Raw genomic sequence first — 20,728 nt, forward strand, 5'->3', positions numbered from 1 at the left:
TTTACGCCGGCTGCGCTGGCCTCTGCTTGGCCACTTCAAGCAAGTCGCAGCCATCCTGAACCAGCAGATAAAGCGCGTTAACGATGTTTGGAATGTCTTTCACATCAGCCTGTTTGAAACATAAGCAGTAGAGCGTTTCCAGCAAATCACCGGCCGCGCGCAAGCGCTGATCGGCGGCATTGATCAGGTCGGTCTGGCTGGAGTGGCTGTCGATAAGCAGTACCGGGTTTTCGCTGTAGCAGGTCTTGAGTGGGCGATAGCGGTTGATCATGGTGAGGCGTGTCCTGTTCTAAAGCGCTGGGGCGGGCCGGCAGCGGATTTGCAGCCGCGCCGGCCACTATAGAAGGGCGTTTCTCTGTGGGACAAGACAGCCGCAATGGACAGTATTCGTAGGGGTTTTTCCGTGTTTTGAGGAAATACCCTACGTGTTTTCGCAGCTTTTTCAGGCCAAAACCCTTAGGCGTAATAATTCCTACGTGATTGTCAGGCGATTCGCGGTAAACCGCTGTATCGTGCGCGCCAGAATCTGTAGGGCGTTTCCAAACGTCTGACACGCGCTTAAAGGGAATTAGGTATGCACTGGCTACGAATGGCCGCAATTTTATTGCTCGGGCTGAGCACTTGCCGTTTGACCATGGCCTCTGACATTGGCGATGCGTGGGTGCTGGATCGCCTCGATCGCACCGATTGGCCGGAGGCACTCATCAGCCAGGCGAGCATGGACACGGCGTCGCGCGGTGAAGTGTTGATGTTCGCCAAAGCTCTGTTGGCCAGCGAAGCACTGGATGAAGAGGGGCTTGAGCAGCGACTCGGGGTGCCGCACGTGCAACTGAAGTCGATTCGCCATGTGCGCGACGGTCTCTGGGAGGGCTTGCTGAGCACCTATCGAAGCGCCAGTCAGAACTGTGATGAGCAACCGTTCTGCCCGCGTGTGCGCAGCGTCGCTGATTTGCGGCAGTTGGCAGCGGCATTCACCGGCGACATCAGCCCGGCCCATGCGCAGTGGGCGAGCAAGAGCCAAGGTGTGCATGAGCAGATGCTGAATGAGCAGTTGCGGGTGGCGGTTTTACGTCCCTGACTTTTTAAATTTTGTGGTGTGGCGGCTGGCCTCTTCGCGAGCAGGCTCGCTCCCACAGAGTCCCCCGGTGTTCGTGGCATCCGCTGTATCATTCCGAATCGATTTGGCCCCGACCTTTTCTCGACTCGCTGCGATCGCCCGCTAGGCTGTTGGCATGGCAGCAGTCAATGGAGTGACAGCGAATGCACAACACCCTGGACCAGGTTTTTGGTTTTCCACAGTTTCGACCCGGTCAAGAAACCGCGATCAGTGCGGTACTGGCCGGGCGCTCGGCGGCGGCGATTTTTCCTACCGGTTCCGGCAAGTCGATTTGCTACCAATTGCCGGCGCTGATGCTGCCGCACCTGACGTTGGTAGTCTCGCCGTTGCTGGCGTTGATGCAGGATCAACTGGCCTTTTTGCAGCGACACGGTATTTCCGCTGGCAGCATCGATTCGGCGCAGAGTCGCGATGATGCCAGTGACGTGATGGCCCGCGCCCGCTCGGGTGAATTGAAGATTTTGATGATCTCGGTGGAGCGCTTGAAAAACGAGCGCTTTCGCAACTTTCTGCAGCAGGTGCCAATCTCGCTACTGGTGGTGGACGAGGCGCATTGCATCTCGGAGTGGGGCCATAACTTCCGCCCCGATTATCTCAAGCTGCCGGACTATCAGCGCCAGTTCAACATCCCGCAAACTTTGCTACTGACGGCCACCGCAACACCGAAAGTCATCGCCGACATGCAGGCCAAATTCGCTATCGCCGCTGACGATGTGGTGACCACCGGCTTCTACCGGCCCAACCTCAATCTGCTGGTCGAGCCGGTACGTGGCCAGGACAAGCGCCGGCGGCTGGTCGAGTGGATGACCGAGCGTGCGGGGCAGCCGAGCATCGTCTACGTGACCTTGCAGAAAACTGCTGAGCACATCGCTGAACACCTTGAGCGCAACGGCATTCAGGCCGAGGCGTATCACGCGGGTTTAGCCCACGACAAACGCGAGGCGATCCAGAAGCGCTTCATGGCCGGGCAATCCAATTGCATCGTCGCGACCATCGCATTCGGCATGGGCATCGACAAGAGTGACATCCGCAATGTCGTGCACTTCGACCTGCCCAAATCCATCGAAAACTACAGTCAGGAAATTGGCCGCGCCGGGCGCGACGGGCAGCCGTCGGATTGTCTGGTATTGGCTAATCGCGACAGCCTCAATGTGCTGGAAAACTTCGTCTACGGCGATACGCCGGAGCGCGATGGCATTCGCTATGTACTCGATGAGCTAAAGGCCTCGGTGCCGGAAGGGCAGTGGGAGTTTCTGCTCGGGCCATTGGCTGATCAAAGCAACATTCGTGCACTGCCGCTGAAGACCTTGCTGGTGCAACTGGAACTGCGCGGTTTGATCGCGCCGCGCTACGCCTATTACGCCGAATACCGTTTCAAATACCTGTTGGAACCCGAAGTGCTGCTTGAGCGTTTTGAGGGCGAACGCAGGGATTTCGTCGCTGCAATTATTCAGACCTCGGCTCGCGCGCGCACTTGGGCCACGGTGAATTTCGAGGCGATGTATTCGCAATATTCCGCCGAGCGCAATCGGGTGGTGAAGGCGCTGGATTACTTTCAGGAAAAAGGCTGGGTCGAACTGGAAAGCAAGCAGATGACCGAAGTCTACAGCCTGCTGAATAGTGACTTTGACAGCGACGTCCTGAGTGCCGAGCTGCATGAGTATTTCACCCGGCATGAGCAGGCCGAAGTGGCGCGCATCCACGCCATGCTTGAAGTGTTCGCCACCGAACGCTGCCTGGGCAATCGCCTGGCCAAGTATTTCGGTGATCACAATGCGCCCGAGCAATGCGGGCATTGCTCGGTGTGTCATGGCCAGGTGGCGCGGTTGCCGGCACCACCGGAGTTGCCAGCACTTGTGGATAAAAACTTCGCGGCGCTGTGTGGTGATTTTATCCACAGGCATGAGCAGTACACCGGGGTGATTCCAACGGCTGAGCGGTTGACGCGATTTTTGTGTGGGATCAGCGTGCCGCTGTTCACCAAGCTCAAGGCGCGGACGATTACCGGGTTTGCCGCATTGGAGGAGTATCCCTATGCCGAAGTCCGCAGCTGGGCGCAAGAGCACCTCTGATCCTTGTAGGAACTGCCGAAGGCTGCGATCTCTTGCTCTTGAAAAAATCAGCATCAAAAGATCGCGGCCTTCGGCAGCTCCTACATTAAGTGTCATCAGGGAAGGGGCTCTATCCATCCGCTGAATGTCGATCATCACGGTAATAAACTTCAAAAAACGTCGATGGCTGACTAAGGTGAGACCAGTCTTTGGATCGCCAACAAGAGAACAACATGAGCCAGACAACCTTCGATATTCAGCAAGCCGCGGTGATCGGCGCGGGCACCATGGGCCGGGGCATTGTCATGTGCCTGGCCAATGCCGGCGTGACGGTACAATGGGTGGATAACAATCCACAGATGCTTGAGCAGGCACTCGCCACTGTGGCCGAGACTTATGCACACAACGTGCGCCAGGGACGGATTGATCAGGCCGAGGCGGATGCGCGTCTGGCGCGGGTCAGTGCGGCGGCGGATTATGCGGCGATTCGCAATGTCGATCTGGTGATCGAGGCGGTGTACGAAAATCTTGAGCTGAAGCAGAAGATCTTTCGTGAGCTGGATGGTTTGCTCAAGCCTGAGGCACTGTTGGCAAGCAATACGTCGGCACTGGATATCGATGCGATAGCCGCAGCGACAAAGCGTCCGAATCAGGTGTTGGGCCTGCATTTCTTCAGTCCGGCGCACATCATGAAACTGCTGGAAATCGTTCGCGGCGCACAGACCTCTGCGGCGGTGCTGGAGGCGGCACTGGCACTGGGCAAACGCATGGGCAAGGTCAGTGTGGTGTCGGGCAACTGCCACGGTTTTATCGGCAATCGCATGCTGCATCCGTATGTCCTGGAGGCGCGCAAAATGTTGCTTGAGGGCGCTTATCCACAGCAGGTCGACGCAGCCTTGCAAGGTTTCGGTTTTGCCATGGGGCCGTTCCGCATGTACGACGTGGTCGGCATCGATCTGGAATGGCGTGCACGCGAGTTGACCGGAAAGGGCCAGGATGCGCCAGAGGTTCAGGTGGATAACCGTTTGTGCGAGATGGGACGGTTCGGGCAGAAGTCCGGCAATGGTTATTACCATTACGAGCCGGGCAGTCGTCAGGCTGAGCACGATCCTGAGGTCGATGCGCTGGTATTGCAGGTCAGCGAAGGGCTGGGCTTCCAGCGCCGCGAGATCGGTCCTGAGGAGATCCTGGAGCGCAGTCTTCTGGCATTGGTCAACGAGGGTGCGAAGATTTTGCAGGAGGGCATTGCCGAGTCTGCACACGACATCGATCTGGTGTACCTGAATGGCTACGGCTTCCCGGCGGACAAGGGCGGGCCGATGGCCTGGGCGGATCAACAAGGGCTGGCGGATATTCATTCGCGGCTGTTGGCGCTGGAGACGCGGCAGGGTGATCAGTGGAAGCCGGCGCGGTTGATTGGTGAGTTGGCGGCAGAAGGGAAGGGGTTTGCTCAAATGTGATGTCGCCGCCAGAATCGATCCCCCTCACCCCAGCCCTCCCGAAACGTCGGACCGCCCCCAAAGGGGGCGAGGGGAAAGGGAGCCGATCTGCGTGGGTTTCAAAACTTGAGTTCGACTCGACAGTTCAGGTCGGTGTATTTCGAGAGAACACCTCGGTCAGTCCCCTCTACCTCTGGGAGAGGGCTAGGGTGAGGGCAAGCAGCCTCACTGAAAAAACAAGAGAACCAGCACAACCATGTCCACCCCTCAGCGCACCGACTACCCTCACTTCCAGCCCATCACCACGCGCTGGCACGACAACGACGCCTACGGTCACGTCAACAATGTCACCTACTACAGCTTCTTCGACACGGCCGTGAACACCTACCTGATTCAAGTCGGTGGTCTGGATATCCATGACGGCGAGATAGTGGGGTTTGTCGTCAGTTCGGCGTGTGATTACTTCGCCTCGATCGCTTTCCCGGATCTGATCGAGATCGGTTTGCGGGTCGGCAAGCTGGGCAACAGTTCAGTGCAGTACGAATTGGCAGTGTTCAAGGTCGGCGAAAGCGAGGCGTGTGCGGCCGGGCGCTTCGTTCACGTATTCGTCGATCGGGCGACTAATCAGCCGGTGCCGATTCCTGCCGAACTGCGGCAGGCACTGGAATACCTGGTGGTGTAAACGGCAAAAAAAATCGCAGCCCTTGGGCTGCGATTTTGCTTTACCGGCCAGCAAGGTGTTTGAGGCCTCAGTCGCGATAATACTTGTGATGTTTGCGGTGGCCGTAAGCGTGGCCGCGGCCCGGGTGACGGTCGCGGTAATAACCACGGTCACGGTCACGACGGCGATCATAATGACGATCATCGTCATCGCTCTTGTTACCCATGTAGTTACCCAGCGCGCCACCGGCACCGCCACCTGCTGCGGAGCCGATCAGGCTGCCGGTGGTGCCGCCCATGCTGCGGCCGACCACGTTACCGCCGGCTGCGCCCAGCGCACCACCGATGGCGGCTTCGCCACGGCTGCGTTTGTCGGCGCCGACCGCACTGCCACCCGCGCCGCCGAGGGCTGCGCCGATGGTGGAACCTGTATTGCCGCCTAAGGACTGACCGACGACCGAGCCAAGAACCCCGCCCAATGCGCCGCCCACACCTGCTTCGGTGGTGCCGCCTGCGGAAGCAAAACCACTGACCAGGCCAAGGGACAACAAGAGAATCGAGGAGAACTTCATAGATGAGCCTCAAAGGGATGACGGCGCCGATCCTGAGGCTGTGTGACAAGCGTGACAATCGAAATCCGACGAATAACACGACCTGTATACAATTTTGCAAGTTGCTGTTTTTTCAGCGGAACTTAACCGATTTTCGCCGGTCTTTAGCTACTTCGGACAGGCCGCTTTTGTGAAAAAGCGGCCTTTTTTGTGGGCGTTTGAAAAGCAGAAGCGAAAAGATCGCAGCCTTCGGCAGCTCCTACAGGAATCGGCGTAGGAACTGCCGAAGGCTGCGATCTTTTGATTTTGGATTAAGCCGACTTGGCCATGATCAACCCAGTCTCACTCGCCGCTTCCAACCGAATCGCAATGAACTTCGACGTCGGGGTATGGCTGCCATCCCCAGTGCTCTCCAGCGGCACCAGCGGATTCACTTCCGGGTAATACGCCGCCGCTTGCCCGGCCGGAATATCAAACGCCAGCAAGGTGAAGCCCTTCACCCGACGCTCGCGACCATCGTCCCACAGCGAAACGATGTCGGCCTTCTGCCCCGGCCGGAAGCCCAGACGAATGATGTCCGCCTCGTTGGCGAACAGCACATCACGCTGGCCCTTGACCCCGCGATAACGGTCGTCGAGGCCATAAATCGTCGTGTTGTACTGATCGTGGGAGCGCATCGATTGCAGGATCAGATCCGGCAGTTGTCCGGTGGCGCGGGTGCGTTCGTGCACGAGATCTTTCGGCAGCATGTTCGCGCGGAAGTTGGCCCGGCCCGACGGCGTGTTCCACTTGCGTGCGCCGGCGCTGTTGCCGAGGTAGAAACCGCCCGGGTTCTTGATCTTCTCGTTGAACGCTTTGAAGTTGGGAATGGTGTCGGCGATCAGTTCGCGGATGCGCCCGTAATCGGCCACCAGCCAGTTCCAGTCCACCGGTTTGCTGCCCAATGTGGCGGCAGCGATACCGGCAATGATCGACGGCTCGGAACGCATCTGGTTCGACAGCGGCTGCAACTGACCGTTGGAGGCGTGAACCATGCTGAACGAGTCTTCCACGGTGACCGCTTGCGGGCCTTCGGTCTGGATATCGATGTCGGTACGACCGAGGCACGGCAGGATCAGCGCGTCTTTACCGTGAGCCAGGTGGCTGCGGTTGAGCTTGGTGCTGATCTGCACGGTCAGGTCGCAATTGCTCAGTGCGGCGAAGGTACGCGGGCTATCCGGCGTGGCTTGGGCGAAGTTGCCGCCCAGACCGATGAAGACCTTCGCGCGACCCTCAGCCATTGCGTGGATCGCTTCAACCACGTTGTGGCCGTTGTGGCGCGGAACCTTGAACTGGAAGCGTCGCTCCAGCGAATCGAGGAACGCCACCGGCGGACGCTCGTTGATGCCCATTGTGCGGTCGCCTTGCACGTTACTGTGGCCGCGCACCGGGCACAGGCCGGCGCCCGGTTTGCCGATGTTGCCGCGCAGCAGCATCAGGTTGGCGATTTCCTGAATCGTCGGCACCGAGTGGCGATGCTGAGTGATGCCCATCGCCCAGCACATGATTACGTTCTTGCCCTTGGCGTACATACGCGCGGCTTGCTCGATTTCGACGAGGGTCAGGCCGGATTGCTCGACGATCTGTTCCCACGGCGTATCGTCAACGACACCGAGGTACTCCAGCACATTGGCGCTGTGGGCGTTGAGGAAGTCGTGATCGAACACAGCAGGCTCGCCAGCCTTCTGCGCATCGCGCTCCCACTGCAGAAGGAACTTGGCCATGCCGCGCAGCAGCGCCATGTCGCCACCGAGGGCCGGACGGAAATACGCGGTGTTGGTTGGCTTGTCGCCGTTGGTGAGCATTTCGATCGGGTGTTGCGGGTGCTGGAAGCGCTCCAGGCCACGCTCTTTCAACGGGTTGATGCACACCACTTGCGCGCCGCGTTTCACTGCCTCACGCAAGGGTTCGAGCATGCGCGGGTGGTTGGTGCCCGGGTTCTGGCCCCAAACGAAAATCGCATCGGCGTGTTCGAAGTCATCGAAGGTCACGGTGCCTTTGCCGACGCCGACGCTCTGCGCCAGGGCAACACCGCTGGCCTCGTGGCACATGTTCGAGCAGTCCGGGAAGTTGTTGGTACCGTAGGCGCGCACAAAAAGTTGATACAGGTACGCCGCTTCGTTGCTGGCGCGACCCGAGGTGTAAAACTCGGCCAGATCGGGGCTCGGCAGACTTTGCAGGTGCTTGGCGATCAGCGTGTAGGCGTCGTCCCAACTGATCGGTTTGTAGCGATCGGTTTCGGCGTCATAAACCATCGGCTCGGTCAGGCGGCCCTGATACTCCAGCCAGTAGTCGCTCTGCTCCAGCAACGAAGTAACGCTGTGTTTGGCGAAGAACTTGGCATCCACGCGACGCTTGGTCGCTTCCCAGTTCACCGCTTTCGCGCCGTTTTCGCAGAACTTGACCATGCCGCTTTCCGGCGAGTCGCCCCAGGCGCAACCGGGGCAGTCGAAGCCGCCGTTCTGGTTGGTCTTGAGCATCATGCGCAGGTTTTTCAGGGCGTTGTCGCTGGTCAACCAGGCCTGGGCCACACTGATCAGGGCACCCCAGCCGCCGGCGGCGCCTTTGTAAGGCTTGTAGCGCGGGACAGGTTTCTGGTCGGCTTGATGATGTTGGCTCACGCTTGATTCTCCATCGCGGGGCTGTACACCCGCGGCGCACTTTTCTGCGGCAGGTGGATGAGATTGAGGTTGTGTCGACGGGCCCATTGCACGGCAAGGCCGGTGGGTGCGGAAAGGCTGACCAGGGTCTGGATGCCGGCGCGCAAAACTTTCTGGATCAATTCGAGACTGCAACGGCTGGTAACAATCGCCAGTCCGCCATCTGTGGATATCTTCTGGCGGATCAGTCCGCCGATCAGCTTGTCGAGGGCGTTGTGCCGGCCGATGTCTTCGCGCCCGAGCAACAATTCGCCGCTGGCGTTCATGAACACCGCCGCATGCACCGCGCCGCAGTGCTGACCGAGCGGTTGAAACGCGCCGATGCGCTGACGCAGACCGTCGAGCCATTCGCTCGGTGGCAGCGGCGCGCCGGACAACACCTTGAGGTCGGGCAATGCCTGCTCCACCGCTTCAACACCGCACAACCCGCAACCGCTGGTGCCCGCCATTTGCCGGCGCTGTTGCTTGAGATTCCAGAACGCACGGTTGGCGATGGTCACTTGCGCGTACTGCGCAGACCCGGCGCCGGTCAGTTGCAGGTCATAGATGTCGGTGGCGTCCTCGATGATGCCGCTGCCGAGGCTAAAGCCGACGATGAAGTCTTCCAGGTCGGTCGGTGTCACCAGCATCACCGCCTGACTGATGCCGTTGTAGGCGATCGCCAACGCGACTTCCTCAGCCAGCGCAGTGCTGGCCGATTCCTCACGGGGTAAATCGCTGTAACTGTAGGTCTGGCTGGCGGCAGGCGCGGGCGTTTCAAGTGCAGGCGCCGCGCAGGCAGGGCGCTTGGCGTTCATGGCATCACCGACGGTTTGATCAACGTTAAGACTAGGCGCGGCAAGTTGTCGCGTCTAATCGCTAGTGTCGATCTATCGATAGAGGCCGTCGATCAAGGCACCGTTGGCGATTTCTGATACAGCGCGAAACAGGCCTCGGCTAACGCTGAACGCGGGGCGCCACGGCGCATGATCAGGCCCAGCGGGGCGAGGGTTTGAGCGTTTTCGATGGGTTGCAGGCGCAGGTGGTCGGTGAGTTTTTCCAGGCCGCCGTCGAGCGGCATGATCGCGCAGCAAAAGCCGCCGTGTACTGCTTGTAACAATTGATGCACGGCGTCGGTTTGCAGCAACGGTTGCGGAGTCAGGCCACGGCTGTGGAAGTTGTGGTCGATGGATTGACGGAAATGCATGCCGCTGGTGAGCATGCCTAGCGGCAGTTCGATCAGTGATTCCCAGCTCAGCGGAGCTTCACCGAAGGTAAAAGTGCGCTGGTCGTACAGCAGGCCCATGCGGGTTTCGTCGAATGCCAGTGATTCGAAACGTTCGTGATCCAGGCGGTCGAGATAAGAAACACCGATGTCGATTCGGTTGTTCGCCAGATGCTCGAGGATCTGCTCAGAACTCAGTGCCGACATTTCAAAGCGCAGATTCGGGTGGGCGCTGTGCAGGCGTTGCATCAACGGCAGCGGATCAAAACTCGACAGCGGCACCACGCCCAGCCTCAGCGTGCCGATCAGATTGCCGCGACACGCCGCCGCTTCCGCGTGCAAACCGTCATACGCCGCCATCACCGAACGTGCCCACGCCAGCACGCGCTCGCCCGGCGCGGTGAAACCTTCGAAACGCTGGCCACGGTTGACCAGTGGCAGGTCGAGTTCTTCTTCAAGACTGCGCAGGCGCATCGACAGCGTTGGCTGGGTGATATGGCAACGCGCGGCGGCCTGGCCGAAATGGCGGGTTTCGTCGAGGGCGATGAGGAATTTCAGCTGCTTGATGTCCATCTTCGCTCCAGGCGCTGGCAGGGGTGGCAGATTCTACCGCTTGCGCGGTGGCAGGGTCATTGGTCGGCTTGGAACCGGGTTTGTCTGCGGTGGTCTAGGCTTGGACGACTGAACCTTTATTCCATGGAGAGAACCACGATGAGCCTTTTTAGTTTTGTTAAAGAAGCCGGTGAGAAGTTGATCGATCTGCTGACCCCGGGCAACGCCAATGCCAGTGAGCAGTTGAAGGAACACATCAGCAAGGTCGGCCTGGGCAATCCGAATGTGCAGGCGACGGTGGACGGCGACAAAGTGACCGTCACCGGTGAAGTCGCGAGTCAGGAAGAGAAAGAGAAGATTCTGTTGGCGGTGGGTAACATTGCCGGGGTTGGCAGTGTTGATGATCAGATCACCGTGACTGGCCCAGTTGTCACTGCTGCACAATTTGTCGTGGTCAAGTCGGGTGACACCCTCAGCGCGATTTCTCTGCGTGTGTACGGGGATGCCAACAAGTATCAGAAAATTTTCGATGCCAACAAACCGATGCTCAAGGATGTGAACAAAATCTATCCGGGGCAGACACTGCGTATTCCTGAGTAAAACAACACCTTTGTAGGAGCAGCCGAAGGCTGCGATCTTTTGATTTTGATTTTTCCAAACAAGATCAAAAGATCGCAGCCTTCGGCAGCTCCTACAAAGATCAAAGTCCTGTAATCAAACTGCGATAATCCTCAACCGCCGCAAACTCCGCCGTGTCCTTCGGCCCCTTGCGACTGTCCGGCTCCTTCACCGCCAACAAATGCGCCACACCAAAATCCCGCGCACTGCGCAGAATCGGCAAGGTGTCGTCGATAAACAGACTGCGTGCCGGATCAAAGCCGATGTCCGCCTGCAAGGCATCCCAGAACTGCAGATTCTCCTTGGGGAAACCGTAATCGTGGGAGCTGATCAACCGCTCGAAATATGGCGCCAGTTCGATTCGCTCCAGCTTCAGCGACAACGAATCGCGGTGCGCGTTGGTGATCATGATCACCCGCTTACCGGCGCGTTTGATCGCTTCCAGAAAGGTATCGGCATCTGGCCGCAAGGCAATCAGGTGCGCAGTTTCCAGCTTCAGTTCACGCACCGATAACTTCAGTTCGGTACTCCAGAAATCCAGGCAATACCACTGCAACTGGCCGGCATGGCGTTCGAACAACGGCTGCAATTCCATTTCGGCCATGGCCCGGCTGACCCCGTGCAGTTCGGCGTAACGCTGGGGCAGGTGTTCCAGCCAGAAGTGATTGTCGAAGTGCAGATCCAGCAGCGTGCCGTCCATGTCCAGCAGAACGGTATCGATGTCGGACCACGGTAATGAAGGCATGGCAACGTCTCGAACGGTAGAAAGATATCCGACATAAACAATCGGGAAAGCCGCGTTATAGTAGCGCGTTCACGCCAAGGAGCTTTGCATGCGCCAGAAACCCACCGTACTTGCCCGCGAGATCGTCGCCACCAGCCGTCTGTTTTGCGTCGAAGAACTCAAGCTGCGCTTTTCCAACGGCGTGGAACGCACTTACGAACGTCTGGTTGGTAAAGGTGCGGGCTACGGCGCGGTGATGATCGTGGCGATGCTGGATGCCGAGCACGCGGTGTTGGTCGAAGAGTATTGTGGCGGCACCGACGAATACGAATTGTCCTTGCCCAAAGGTCTGATCGAACCGGGCGAGGATGTGTTGGCCGCAGCCGAGCGTGAGCTCAAGGAAGAGGCCGGTTTTGGCGCGCGACAACTGGAACATCTGACCGAGCTGTCGCTGTCGCCCGGTTACATGAGCCAGAAGATTCAGGTGGTCCTGGCGACTGATTTGTACGAGGAACGTCTGGAAGGCGACGAGCCTGAGCCGATGCGTGTCGACAAAGTGAACCTGCGCGAACTGTCGTCGCTGGCGCTCAATCCTCAGTTTTCCGAAGGCCGTGCATTGGCTGCACTGTATCTGACCCGCGATCTGCTGACCGAGCGCGGGTTCTTTCCAGCATGAGTGAGATATCGATGACGTTTCCCCACCCGTTGATGGCGCCGGTCGTTGAGCTGGCATTGCAGGCCGGCGAGGCGATTTTGCCATTCTGGCGCGCCGGCGTTGAAGTCACGGCCAAGTCCGATGACTCGCCCGTGACGGCGGCGGATCTGGCCGCGCATCACCTGATCCTCGCCGGGCTGACGGCGCTGGACCCGAGCATTCCAGTGTTGTCGGAAGAAGACGCCAACATCCCTCAGAGCGTGCGCGCCGGCTGGCAGCGCTGGTGGTTGGTCGACCCGTTGGACGGCACCAAGGAATTTATCAGCGGCAGCGAAGAGTTCACCGTCAACATTGCGCTGATCGAAAACGGCCGCGTGGTGTTCGGCGTGGTGTCGATGCCGACCAATGGTCGTTTCTACGTTGGCGGCGCAGGCCTCGGTGCCTGGCGTTGCGACAAGGGCGGCACGCCGGTTGCGATTCAGGTGCGCGATGTACCGGGGCCGGGCGAGGCGTTTACCGTGGTCGCCAGCCGTCGCCATTCGAGTCCCGAGCAGGAACGTTTGCTCGCCGGCTTGAGTGCGAGTCTGGGCGAGTTGCAACTGGCCAATATTGGCAGCTCGCTGAAATTCTGCCTGTTGGCTGAAGGCGCGGCGGATTGCTATCCGCGACTGGCGCCGACTTCGCAGTGGGACACGGCGGCGGCTCAAGGTGTGCTGGAAGGTGCAGGCGGTGAGGTGTTGGATCTGCGCGGGGAGGCGTTCTGTTACCCGGCGCGGGAATCGCTACTCAATGAGTTCTTTTTGGCATTGCCGGCCAAGGCGGCCTGGCGTTCCAGATTGTTGGAGTTGGCTCGCGGTTAAGTGGGCTGATCCGAAATCTCCCTCACCCCAGCCCTCTCCCCCAGGAGAGGGAGCTGATCGCGGGATATTTGAGAGTAGCGCCGACCTGGTCGAGCTTTGCTGAATCCACAATCGCTGCGGTCTTTCAGGTCGATGTATAACGCAAGACACCTCGGTCAGTTCCCTCTCCCTCGGGGAGAGGGTTAGGGTGAGGGGCTCTTGATCTTTACCGGTGCAAAACGTACTGCCCGGTAAATCTCACGGCATCCTCATCGCTACCCGCATTGACGATCCGCGTGTTCAACGTCAACCGCGCCCGCCCATAACGCCGATACATCGCCAGAAACCTCTTCCACTCCTTCGCATCAGGCGCCGGGCAAATCGCCGTAGCGTCCCCGGTGACCGGAAGCGGATAACTGATCTGCCCTTCCTGAATCACAATGTGCCCGTCGGTGATTCCTTCCTCTTTCAGACGCAAATGCAACCAGCCCCAACCGGCCAGCACCGCGCCGCAGTAAAGACTGCCGCCGAACATCGTGCTCTTGTGGTTGACGTTCGGGTCGAGTGGCAGATGCAGGCTCAGTTGCTGTTCATGCCAGTCGAGCACCTTAAGGCCCATGTCTCGGGTCAGCGGGATATCGTGATGCAGGACCGATTCTAGATAGCGACTGTCTGTACTCATTCGTTCTCGTCCCCATGGCTGCTATCGCCAAAGTTGAGGCCATGCTTGCGCAATTTGTCATGCAGGGTCTTGCGCGGAATGCCCAAGGCTTCGGCGAGGCTGCGCACCGAACTGTGGGAGCGCGCCAGTTCAGCAGCGATCAGCGATTTCTCGAAATTTTCCACCTGCTCGCTGAGCCCCCCATTGATGACTTCGACCGTGGTGCTGCCACCGCCCTCGACGTCAGCGTTATCCAGCGCCAGTTCCAGGCCGAGGGCGAAACGTTCGGCGGCATTCTGCAGTTCGCGTACGTTGCCCGGCCAGGTGTGGCGCAGCAGCAAGGCGCGTTGCGCCGGTTGCAGTTCATGGGGCGGCAAACCGTGGCGGGCGCTGGCTTCATCGGCGTAATGCTGGAACAGCACCAGCGCATCTTCACCGCGCTCACGCAGTGGCGGAATGCGCAGTGGCGCGACGTTGAGGCGGTAATACAAGTCGGCGCGGAAACGGCCCTGGTCAGCGGCCTGACGCAGGTCTTCCTTGGTCGCGGCGATGACGCGGATGTCCAGCGGGATCAGTTGATTGCCACCCAGACGCTCGACCACGCGCTCTTGCAGCATGCGCAGCAACTTCACCTGCACATCCATGCTCATGCTCTCGATTTCATCGAGAAACAATGTGCCGCCATTGGCGAATTCGAATTTGCCGATCCGCCGTTTTTGCGCGCCGGTAAACGCGCCGGGTTCGTGACCGAACAGTTCACTTTCCACCACCGACTCGGCAAGGGCGCCGGCGTTGATCGCGACGAACGGGCCGTTTCGGCGGCTGGATAAATCGTGCAAGGCGCGGGCGACCACTTCTTTACCGGCGCCGGTTTCGCCGAGGATCAGCACGTCAGCCTTGGTCGCGGCCAGCGCGCCGATCTGCTCGCGCAGGCGCAGCATTGGGGTCGAATGGCCGACCAGCCGCGCGCTCAGTTCATTGCGATCGCTGAGGGCCAGCCGCAGGCTACGGTTGTCCAGCACCAGTCGGCGCAAGGCCAGGGCGCGGCGCACGCTGTCGAGCAGCGCATCGCTGGCGAAAGGTTTTTCAAGAAAGTCATAAGCGCCGGCACGCATGGCCTGCACTGCCAGCGGCACATCGCCGTGGCCGGTGATCAGCAACACCGGTAGTTCGGGATCCTGCGCGTGCAGTTCGCTGAGCAATTCGAGACCGTCCATGCCCGGCATGCGGATATCGCTGACCACCACACCCGGCCAGTCACGCTCAAGCTGTGCGGCCAGGCCTTTGGCTTCGGACAGCGGCAGAATTTTCAGGCCGGCCAGGTCCAGGGTCTGGCCGAGGGCCTGACGCAGGTGCGGATCGTCGTCGATCAACACCACCTGAATGCGATTGTCGATGGTCATGCACTTCGATCCTCGGACGGTTGCAGGCTGACCCCGGGCGCACCGGCGCGCAGCCGCAGGGTAATCAAGGCGCCACCTTGCTTGTGGTTGGCGAACGACAGTTCACCGCCGAAGGCGCGCATCAGCGTTTCACAAATGGCCAGCCCCAGGCCAAGGCCTTGAGTGCGGGTCTTGGTGGTGTAAAAGGGCTCGCTGGCGCGGCCGAGGGCTTCCATGCAAAAGCCCGGGCCGTTGTCGCGAATGTACAGATTGACGCCTTCGGCGGTGGATTCGGCACTCAGCCAGAGTTTGCGCGGCGGACCTTTCTCGGTGAGGGCGTCGAGGGCGTTGGCCAGCAGGTTGCCAAGCACCTGACGCAGGCGCGTTTCCCCGGCCTCGACCCACAGAGTCGCGGCTGGCAGATCGCGAATCAGTTCGACTTCCATGCTCCGCCGCCGTTTGGCCAGCAGCGCCAAGGCATCGTCGAGTGCCGGTTGCAGGGCAACGCTTTCCGGCGCGTGGCGATCGCGGCGGGCAAACGCGCGCAGGTGGGCGATGATCGAAGCCATGCGCCCGGTCAGTTCGCTGATCAGTTTGAGGTTGCCGCGCGCATCGTCGGTGCGCTGATGATCGAGCAGCACTTCGGCGTTTTCCGCGTAGCTGCGGATCGCTGCCAACGGCTGATTGAGTTCGTGGCTGATGCTCGCTGACATCGTCCCCAGCGCCGACAGCTTGCCGGCCTGGACCAGGTCATCCTGGGCACGCACCAGTTCCTGTTGGGCTTGTTCACGCTCCAGCACTTCCTCCTTCAAACGCCGGTTGAGGCCTTCGAGGTCGCTGGTACGTTCCGCCACGCGGCCTTCCAGTTCACGGCGTGCCTTGGCCTCGAACGCGATGCGTTCCAGATAATGCCGACGGCGCTGCATCATCAGACCGAGCAACAGCATCAGCACCAGCAGCGTGGCGCCGCCGATGGCAACCACGGTGCGCACTGGACGGTCGATCAGCGTGCGCGGGGCGAGGATGCTGACGCTCCAGCCGGTTTCGGCGATGTCGTGGGTCTGGATCAGCCACGCAGTCGGGCTGAGGTTCAGGGGGCGCGGCTCGCGGGTCGGGTAAGGCTGGATGGCGGTGATCGCCGAGCGTTCGCTGTCGCTCAAGTTACGGGTCGAACGGAAGCGCCATTCCGGGCGCGAGGTGAGGATGACCACGCCGTTATGGTCGGTCACCAGCAGTTGTTCCGGAGTTTTGCCCCACAGGCTTTCGGTGTGGTCGAGGTCGACCTTGATCACCAGCACGCCGATGATTTTTTCGCCGTTGCGCACGGCGGCAGCGAAGAAGTAGCCGCGTTTGGCCGAGGTCGTGCCGAGACCGAAAAAGCGTCCGAGGCGTCCGGCCATGGCTTCACTGAAGTACGGACGGAACGAGAAATTGCGGCCGACGAAACTATCGTGTTTGTCCCAGTTCGACGCCGCCAGCGTCTGCCCGCTGGTGTCCATCAGGTACATGACTTCGGCACCGGTCTGTGCAGCGATGTTCTTCAGCAGGCGATTGGCGTTGCCTTGGCTGACGCCGTCGTCTGGCGCGCCGAGTACCGCGCGCAAGGCCGGCAGGTCGCCGAGAATTTGCGGCAACACTTCATAGCGGTGCAGGGTGCCCAGCAGGTTGGCGACGTACAGATCGAGGGTCTGGCGGTTCTGTCCGGCCAGTTCGCTGCGGTAATAGCGCTCGGCGAGATGTTCCAGCGGCCACAGCAGCGGCGCCAGACACAGGGCCAGCAGCGCGAGGCTGCGCCAGCGGGGTCTGCGGGGGAGGGTTGGTTTCATGAGCCGGATGCGCCTGAGATGTCAGGCGCATTATGCCTAGGCTCAGGCGAAGACGTCAGCGTCCTTGAGCAGCACTGCGGCTTGATCCTTGGCGGACAGCTTCGGCGCTTCGTCCAGCTGCCAGTCGATGCCCAGCGCGGGGTCATCCCAGCGAATGCTGCGCTCGGACGCTGGGTCGTAGTAGTCAGTGGTCTTGTAGAGGAATTCAGCGAACTCGCTCAGTACCACGAAACCATGGGCGAAACCTTCCGGCACCCACAGTTGACGATGGTTTTCGGCCGACAAGCGCACAGCCACCGATTTTCCGAAGTGCGGCGAGCTGCGGCGAATGTCCACGGCGACATCCAGTACTTCACCGACAGTTACCCGGACCAGTTTGCCCTGAGTGTTTTGCAGCTGGTAATGCAGGCCACGCAGTACGCCTTTTTGCGAGCGCGAGTGGTTGTCCTGAACGAATTGCGTGTCCAGACCGGTAGCATCCTGGAACGCCTTGGCATTGAAACTCTCGTAGAAAAAGCCGCGCTCGTCACCGAACACCTTCGGTTCGATGATCAGGACACCGGGCAGGTCGGTGGTGATTACATTCATGGGGAGTTCCATAGGCAGGTGTGAATGGCGAACATTCTTGCGCGAAGTGCCGGAGGGTGCGAGTGCTGCAAGACAAATAGCCCGTATACCTTTGCGCGGTTGGGGGTTGCGGATCCCGTCCAGCAATGGCGATATAGGCGCCTAATAACATTTAAGGGGTCGTTTCATGCCGCTCGCCACGTTGATTCATCGCGCCAGTTTGCCCAGCCCGCAGGTTTCTGCCGAGCAGGCCCGGCAATGGCTGGCGGAGCATTACGGGCTCAGCGGCACGTTGCAGGCTCTTGGCAGTCAGCAGGATCTCAATTACCGCGTCGACAGCCCGCGTGGGCGGTTCGTGCTGAAAATCTGCCGTGGCGATTACGCTCTGGTGGAGCTGCAAGCCCAGCATGCCGGGCTCAAGTATCTGGCCGAGCACTCGGCGGTGACGGTGCCGCGGGTGATCGCGGCTAATAACGGCGAGGATCTGCTGTCACTCGAGGTCGGCGGCGAGGCCGTCCATGTGCGGCTGCTGGATTACATCGAGGGCCAGCCGCTCACGCATCTCGAACACTTGGGGCGCGACGTGGTGGCGGGGTTTGGCCGGCTCTGCGGTGAGATGGATCTGGCGCTGGCCGGGTTCGATCACCCGGGCCTTGAGCGCACGTTGCAGTGGGATGCCCGTCACGCCAGTGCCCTGATCAGCCATCTGCTGCCGGTGATCAAGGATGAGCAGCAACGCTCAGTGATTGCCGATGCGGCCGAACAGGCCGAGCGCCGTTTGCAGCCGTTGCAGGCCAAGCTACCGGTGCAGGCGATTCACATGGACATCACCGACGACAACGCCGTCTGGGCGCGCGATGCCCTGCGTCACTGGCAGTTGCAGGGCGTGATCGACTTTGGCGATCTGGTGCGCACCTGGCGCATCACCGATCTGTCGGTGACCTGTGCGGCGTTGCTGCATCACGCCGGTGGCGATCCGTTTGTCATCTTGCCGGCCGTGCAGGCCTACCACGCGGTCAACCCGCTGCAACATGAAGAGCTGCAGGCGCTGTGGCCATTGATCGTCGCGCGCGCGGCGGTGTTGGTACTCAGTGGCGAGCAACAGGTCAGCATCGACCCCGCGAATACCTACAGCCGTGACAACCTAAGCCATGAGTGGGAAATCTTCCGCGTAGCGACATCGGTGCCACAGGCACTGATGGAAGCGGCGATCCTCTCTGCCGTCGGTCACGCATTGCCGGCGATCGACAGCGAAGGGTTTGCGCCCTTGCTGCCCGGTCTGGTCGGGCGCGAGTTTGCGCTGATCGATCTCGGTGTCCTCAGCCCGCATTTCGAGGCCGGCAACTGGGAGCAGGCCGGCATCGATCAGCACCTGTTGAACGAAGCGGCGACGGCGCATGGTTTGGCGGCGAGCCGTTATGGTCAGTACCGTTTGTCGCGCACCCGTCCCGACAGCGCCGTTGAACCGGATACCTTCCCGCTGCACGTGGAATTGCGCGTGCCCGATGGTACCGCCGTGGAAGCGCCGTTCGCTGGCGTCGTGCATCAGCCAGCAGATGGTGTGCTGCAACTGGATGGCCCGCAACTCAGCGTGCGCCTGTGGGGCGTGACACCTTCGCTGCACAGCGGCGTGGCGCTGGTCAAAGGCCAGGTGCTGGGCGCGGTCAGCGGCCCATTACGGGTGCAGTTGTGCCGGGGCGCGCAGATTGATACGCCGTTGTTTTGCACCCCGGCGCATGCAGCAGCGTGGCGGGCCCTGTGCCCGTCGCCAGCGGCGTTGTTAGGACTGGCCTGCGATGCCGAGCCGGAGCTGGACGCAAAAACCCTGCTCGAACGCCGAGACGCCAGTTTCGCTCGCACGCAGAAACACTACTACGTTGATCCGCCGCGCATTGAACGCGGCTGGCGCAATCACCTGATCGACATGCAGGGTCGCTCCTATCTGGACATGCTCAACAACGTGGCGGTGCTCGGTCATGGTCACCCGCGCATGGCCGCGGTCGCCGCTCGGCAGTGGTCGCTGCTCAACACCAACTCGCGATTCAACTATGCGGCGGTGGCGGAGTTTTCCGAGCGCTTGCTGAAATTGGCGCCGGAAGGCATGGATCGAGTGTTTCTGGTCAACAGCGGCAGCGAGGCCAATGACCTGGCGATTCGTCTGGCCTGGGCCTACAGCGGCGGGCGCGACATGATCAGCGTGCTTGAGGCCTATCACGGCTGGACGGTCGGCGCCGATGCGGTATCGACGTCAATCGCCGACAACCCGAAAGCCCTGGAAAGCCGCCCGGACTGGGTGCATCCGGTGCCTGCGCCAAACACTTATCGCGGGGAGTTCCGCGGTCTCGACTCGGCGCCGGATTACGTGCGCAGCGTTGAGCATCACCTGAAAAAACTCGCCGAGCAGAAGCGCCAATTGGCCGGGTTTATCTGCGAGCCGGTGTATGGCAATGCCGGCGGTATCTCGCTGCCGCCGGGATATCTCCAGCAGGTATACGCGCTGGTGCGCGCGCAGGGCGGCGTGTGCATCGCCGACGAAGTGCAGGTCGGTTACGGGCGCATGGGCCACTTCTTCTGGGGCTTTGAAGAGCAGGGTGTGGTGCCGGATATCATCTGCATGGCCAAGGGCATGGGCAACGGTCAACCGCTGGGCGCGGTGATCACGCGACGGGAAATTGCCGAGGCGCTGGAGGCCGAGGGCTATTTCTTCTCGTCGGCGGGCGGCAGTCCGGTCAGTTGTCAGATCGGCATGGCGGTACTCGATGTCATGGAAGAAGAAAAGCTCTGGGAGAACGCGCAGGTGGTCGGTGGCCACTTCAAGGCGCGTCTGGAAGCGTTGATCGATAAACATCCATTGGTGGGCGCGGTGCACGGTTCCGGGTTCTATCTGGGACTTGAGCTGATCCGCAATCGCGAGACGCTGGAGCCGGCGACCGAGGAGACGGTGTTGCTGTGTGATCGCTTGCGTGAGTTGGGGATTTTCATGCAGCCGACCGGGGATGATCTGAACATTCTCAAGATCAAACCGCCGATGGTGACGTCGCGCCAGAGTGTGGATTTCTTTGTCGACATGCTCGACCGAGTCCTCACCGAGGGCCTATAACGCAGCTCCTACAGGAAGTGCGACAATAGTTCGATTTGTATCGGCTTTTATTGAATCTATTTAGACGAAAGGCATTTAACAAG

General features: G+C 60.4%; 18 protein-coding genes. 8 read left to right on the plus strand and 10 right to left on the minus strand.

Annotation, left to right across the window (positions count from 1 at the left end; translation table 11 throughout):
• Window position 1 precedes the first annotated feature (1 nt).
• Window positions 2–271: a hypothetical protein gene (locus tag CKW26_RS00610; RefSeq protein ID WP_095047113.1), complete on the minus strand. Its 270-nt coding sequence runs from the start codon at window positions 269–271 to the stop codon at window positions 2–4.
• Between the two features lie 303 nt (window positions 272–574).
• Here CKW26_RS00610 and CKW26_RS00615 point away from each other — a divergent pair, with 303 nt between their 5' ends.
• From CKW26_RS00615 to CKW26_RS00630, 4 genes are all read left to right on the plus strand, one after another.
• Complete coding sequence (locus tag CKW26_RS00615; RefSeq protein WP_095047114.1) at window positions 575–1,078, plus strand: polysaccharide deacetylase; 504 nt, start codon at window positions 575–577, stop codon at window positions 1,076–1,078.
• Between the two features lie 182 nt (window positions 1,079–1,260).
• The gene (locus CKW26_RS00620) at window positions 1,261–3,189 is read left to right on the plus strand and encodes an ATP-dependent DNA helicase RecQ (RefSeq protein WP_095047115.1); all 1,929 of its coding nucleotides are present in this window, start codon (window positions 1,261–1,263) and stop codon (window positions 3,187–3,189) included.
• 212 nt (window positions 3,190–3,401) lie between these two features.
• Window positions 3,402–4,628, plus strand: a complete 1,227-nt coding sequence (locus CKW26_RS00625) for a 3-hydroxyacyl-CoA dehydrogenase (protein WP_095047116.1) — start codon at window positions 3,402–3,404, stop codon at window positions 4,626–4,628.
• 235 nt (window positions 4,629–4,863) lie between these two features.
• On the plus strand, window positions 4,864–5,289 hold the full coding sequence (locus CKW26_RS00630; RefSeq protein WP_095047117.1) for a thioesterase family protein: 426 nt from the start codon (window positions 4,864–4,866) through the stop codon (window positions 5,287–5,289).
• Between the two features lie 67 nt (window positions 5,290–5,356).
• Here the strand turns inward: CKW26_RS00630 and CKW26_RS00635 are convergent, their stop codons facing one another.
• From CKW26_RS00635 to CKW26_RS00650, 4 genes are all read right to left on the minus strand, one after another.
• Window positions 5,357–5,839 (minus strand): glycine zipper domain-containing protein, encoded by a 483-nt coding sequence (locus CKW26_RS00635; RefSeq protein WP_095047118.1) that lies wholly within the window; start codon window positions 5,837–5,839, stop codon window positions 5,357–5,359.
• Between the two features lie 290 nt (window positions 5,840–6,129).
• The gene (locus CKW26_RS00640) at window positions 6,130–8,478 is read right to left on the minus strand and encodes an FdhF/YdeP family oxidoreductase (protein WP_095047119.1); all 2,349 of its coding nucleotides are present in this window, start codon (window positions 8,476–8,478) and stop codon (window positions 6,130–6,132) included.
• Window positions 8,475–9,314 (minus strand): formate dehydrogenase accessory sulfurtransferase FdhD, encoded by an 840-nt coding sequence (gene fdhD / locus CKW26_RS00645; protein WP_095047120.1) that lies wholly within the window; start codon window positions 9,312–9,314, stop codon window positions 8,475–8,477. The genes CKW26_RS00640 and fdhD overlap by 4 nt, the downstream gene beginning before the upstream one ends.
• A 92-nt stretch (window positions 9,315–9,406) precedes the next feature.
• The gene (locus tag CKW26_RS00650) at window positions 9,407–10,294 is read right to left on the minus strand and encodes a LysR family transcriptional regulator (protein ID WP_095047121.1); all 888 of its coding nucleotides are present in this window, start codon (window positions 10,292–10,294) and stop codon (window positions 9,407–9,409) included.
• Window positions 10,295–10,432: 138 nt separating this feature from the next.
• Between CKW26_RS00650 and lysM the strand changes: the two genes are divergently transcribed.
• Window positions 10,433–10,873, plus strand: coding sequence for a peptidoglycan-binding protein LysM (gene lysM / locus CKW26_RS00655; protein ID WP_095047122.1), 441 nt, complete (start codon window positions 10,433–10,435; stop codon window positions 10,871–10,873).
• 100 nt (window positions 10,874–10,973) lie between these two features.
• Here the strand turns inward: lysM and yrfG are convergent, their stop codons facing one another.
• Window positions 10,974–11,636: a GMP/IMP nucleotidase gene (gene yrfG, locus CKW26_RS00660; protein ID WP_095047123.1), complete on the minus strand. Its 663-nt coding sequence runs from the start codon at window positions 11,634–11,636 to the stop codon at window positions 10,974–10,976.
• Between the two features lie 88 nt (window positions 11,637–11,724).
• Here yrfG and nudE point away from each other — a divergent pair, with 88 nt between their 5' ends.
• On the plus strand, window positions 11,725–12,291 hold the full coding sequence (gene nudE / locus CKW26_RS00665) for an ADP compounds hydrolase NudE (protein ID WP_034151897.1): 567 nt from the start codon (window positions 11,725–11,727) through the stop codon (window positions 12,289–12,291).
• Between the two features lie 11 nt (window positions 12,292–12,302).
• Window positions 12,303–13,130, plus strand: coding sequence for a 3'(2'),5'-bisphosphate nucleotidase CysQ (cysQ, locus tag CKW26_RS00670; RefSeq protein WP_095047124.1), 828 nt, complete (start codon window positions 12,303–12,305; stop codon window positions 13,128–13,130).
• A 205-nt stretch (window positions 13,131–13,335) separates the two neighbouring features.
• Here cysQ and CKW26_RS00675 read toward each other — a convergent pair whose 3' ends face one another.
• From CKW26_RS00675 to rfbC, 4 genes are read right to left on the minus strand one after another with little or no spacing between them, the layout of a single operon-like run.
• Complete coding sequence (locus CKW26_RS00675; RefSeq protein ID WP_095047125.1) at window positions 13,336–13,791, minus strand: YiiD C-terminal domain-containing protein; 456 nt, start codon at window positions 13,789–13,791, stop codon at window positions 13,336–13,338.
• A complete protein-coding gene (locus CKW26_RS00680; protein ID WP_095047126.1) occupies window positions 13,788–15,173 on the minus strand; it encodes a sigma-54 dependent transcriptional regulator in 1,386 nt (461 codons plus the stop codon). Before CKW26_RS00680 ends, CKW26_RS00675 begins: the two co-directional genes overlap by 4 nt.
• Complete coding sequence (locus CKW26_RS00685; protein WP_095047127.1) at window positions 15,170–16,978, minus strand: ATP-binding protein; 1,809 nt, start codon at window positions 16,976–16,978, stop codon at window positions 15,170–15,172. The genes CKW26_RS00680 and CKW26_RS00685 overlap by 4 nt, the downstream gene beginning before the upstream one ends.
• A 42-nt stretch (window positions 16,979–17,020) precedes the next feature.
• Window positions 17,021–17,566 (minus strand): dTDP-4-dehydrorhamnose 3,5-epimerase, encoded by a 546-nt coding sequence (rfbC, locus tag CKW26_RS00690; protein ID WP_095047128.1) that lies wholly within the window; start codon window positions 17,564–17,566, stop codon window positions 17,021–17,023.
• 166 nt (window positions 17,567–17,732) lie between these two features.
• Here rfbC and CKW26_RS00695 point away from each other — a divergent pair, with 166 nt between their 5' ends.
• The gene (locus CKW26_RS00695; protein WP_095047129.1) at window positions 17,733–20,645 is read left to right on the plus strand and encodes an aminotransferase; all 2,913 of its coding nucleotides are present in this window, start codon (window positions 17,733–17,735) and stop codon (window positions 20,643–20,645) included.
• Window positions 20,646–20,728 lie beyond the last annotated feature (83 nt).

This window comes from Pseudomonas sp. Irchel s3h9 (assembly GCF_900187475.1).
GTDB classification, from domain to species: Bacteria; Pseudomonadota; Gammaproteobacteria; order Pseudomonadales; family Pseudomonadaceae; genus Aquipseudomonas; species Aquipseudomonas neuropathica.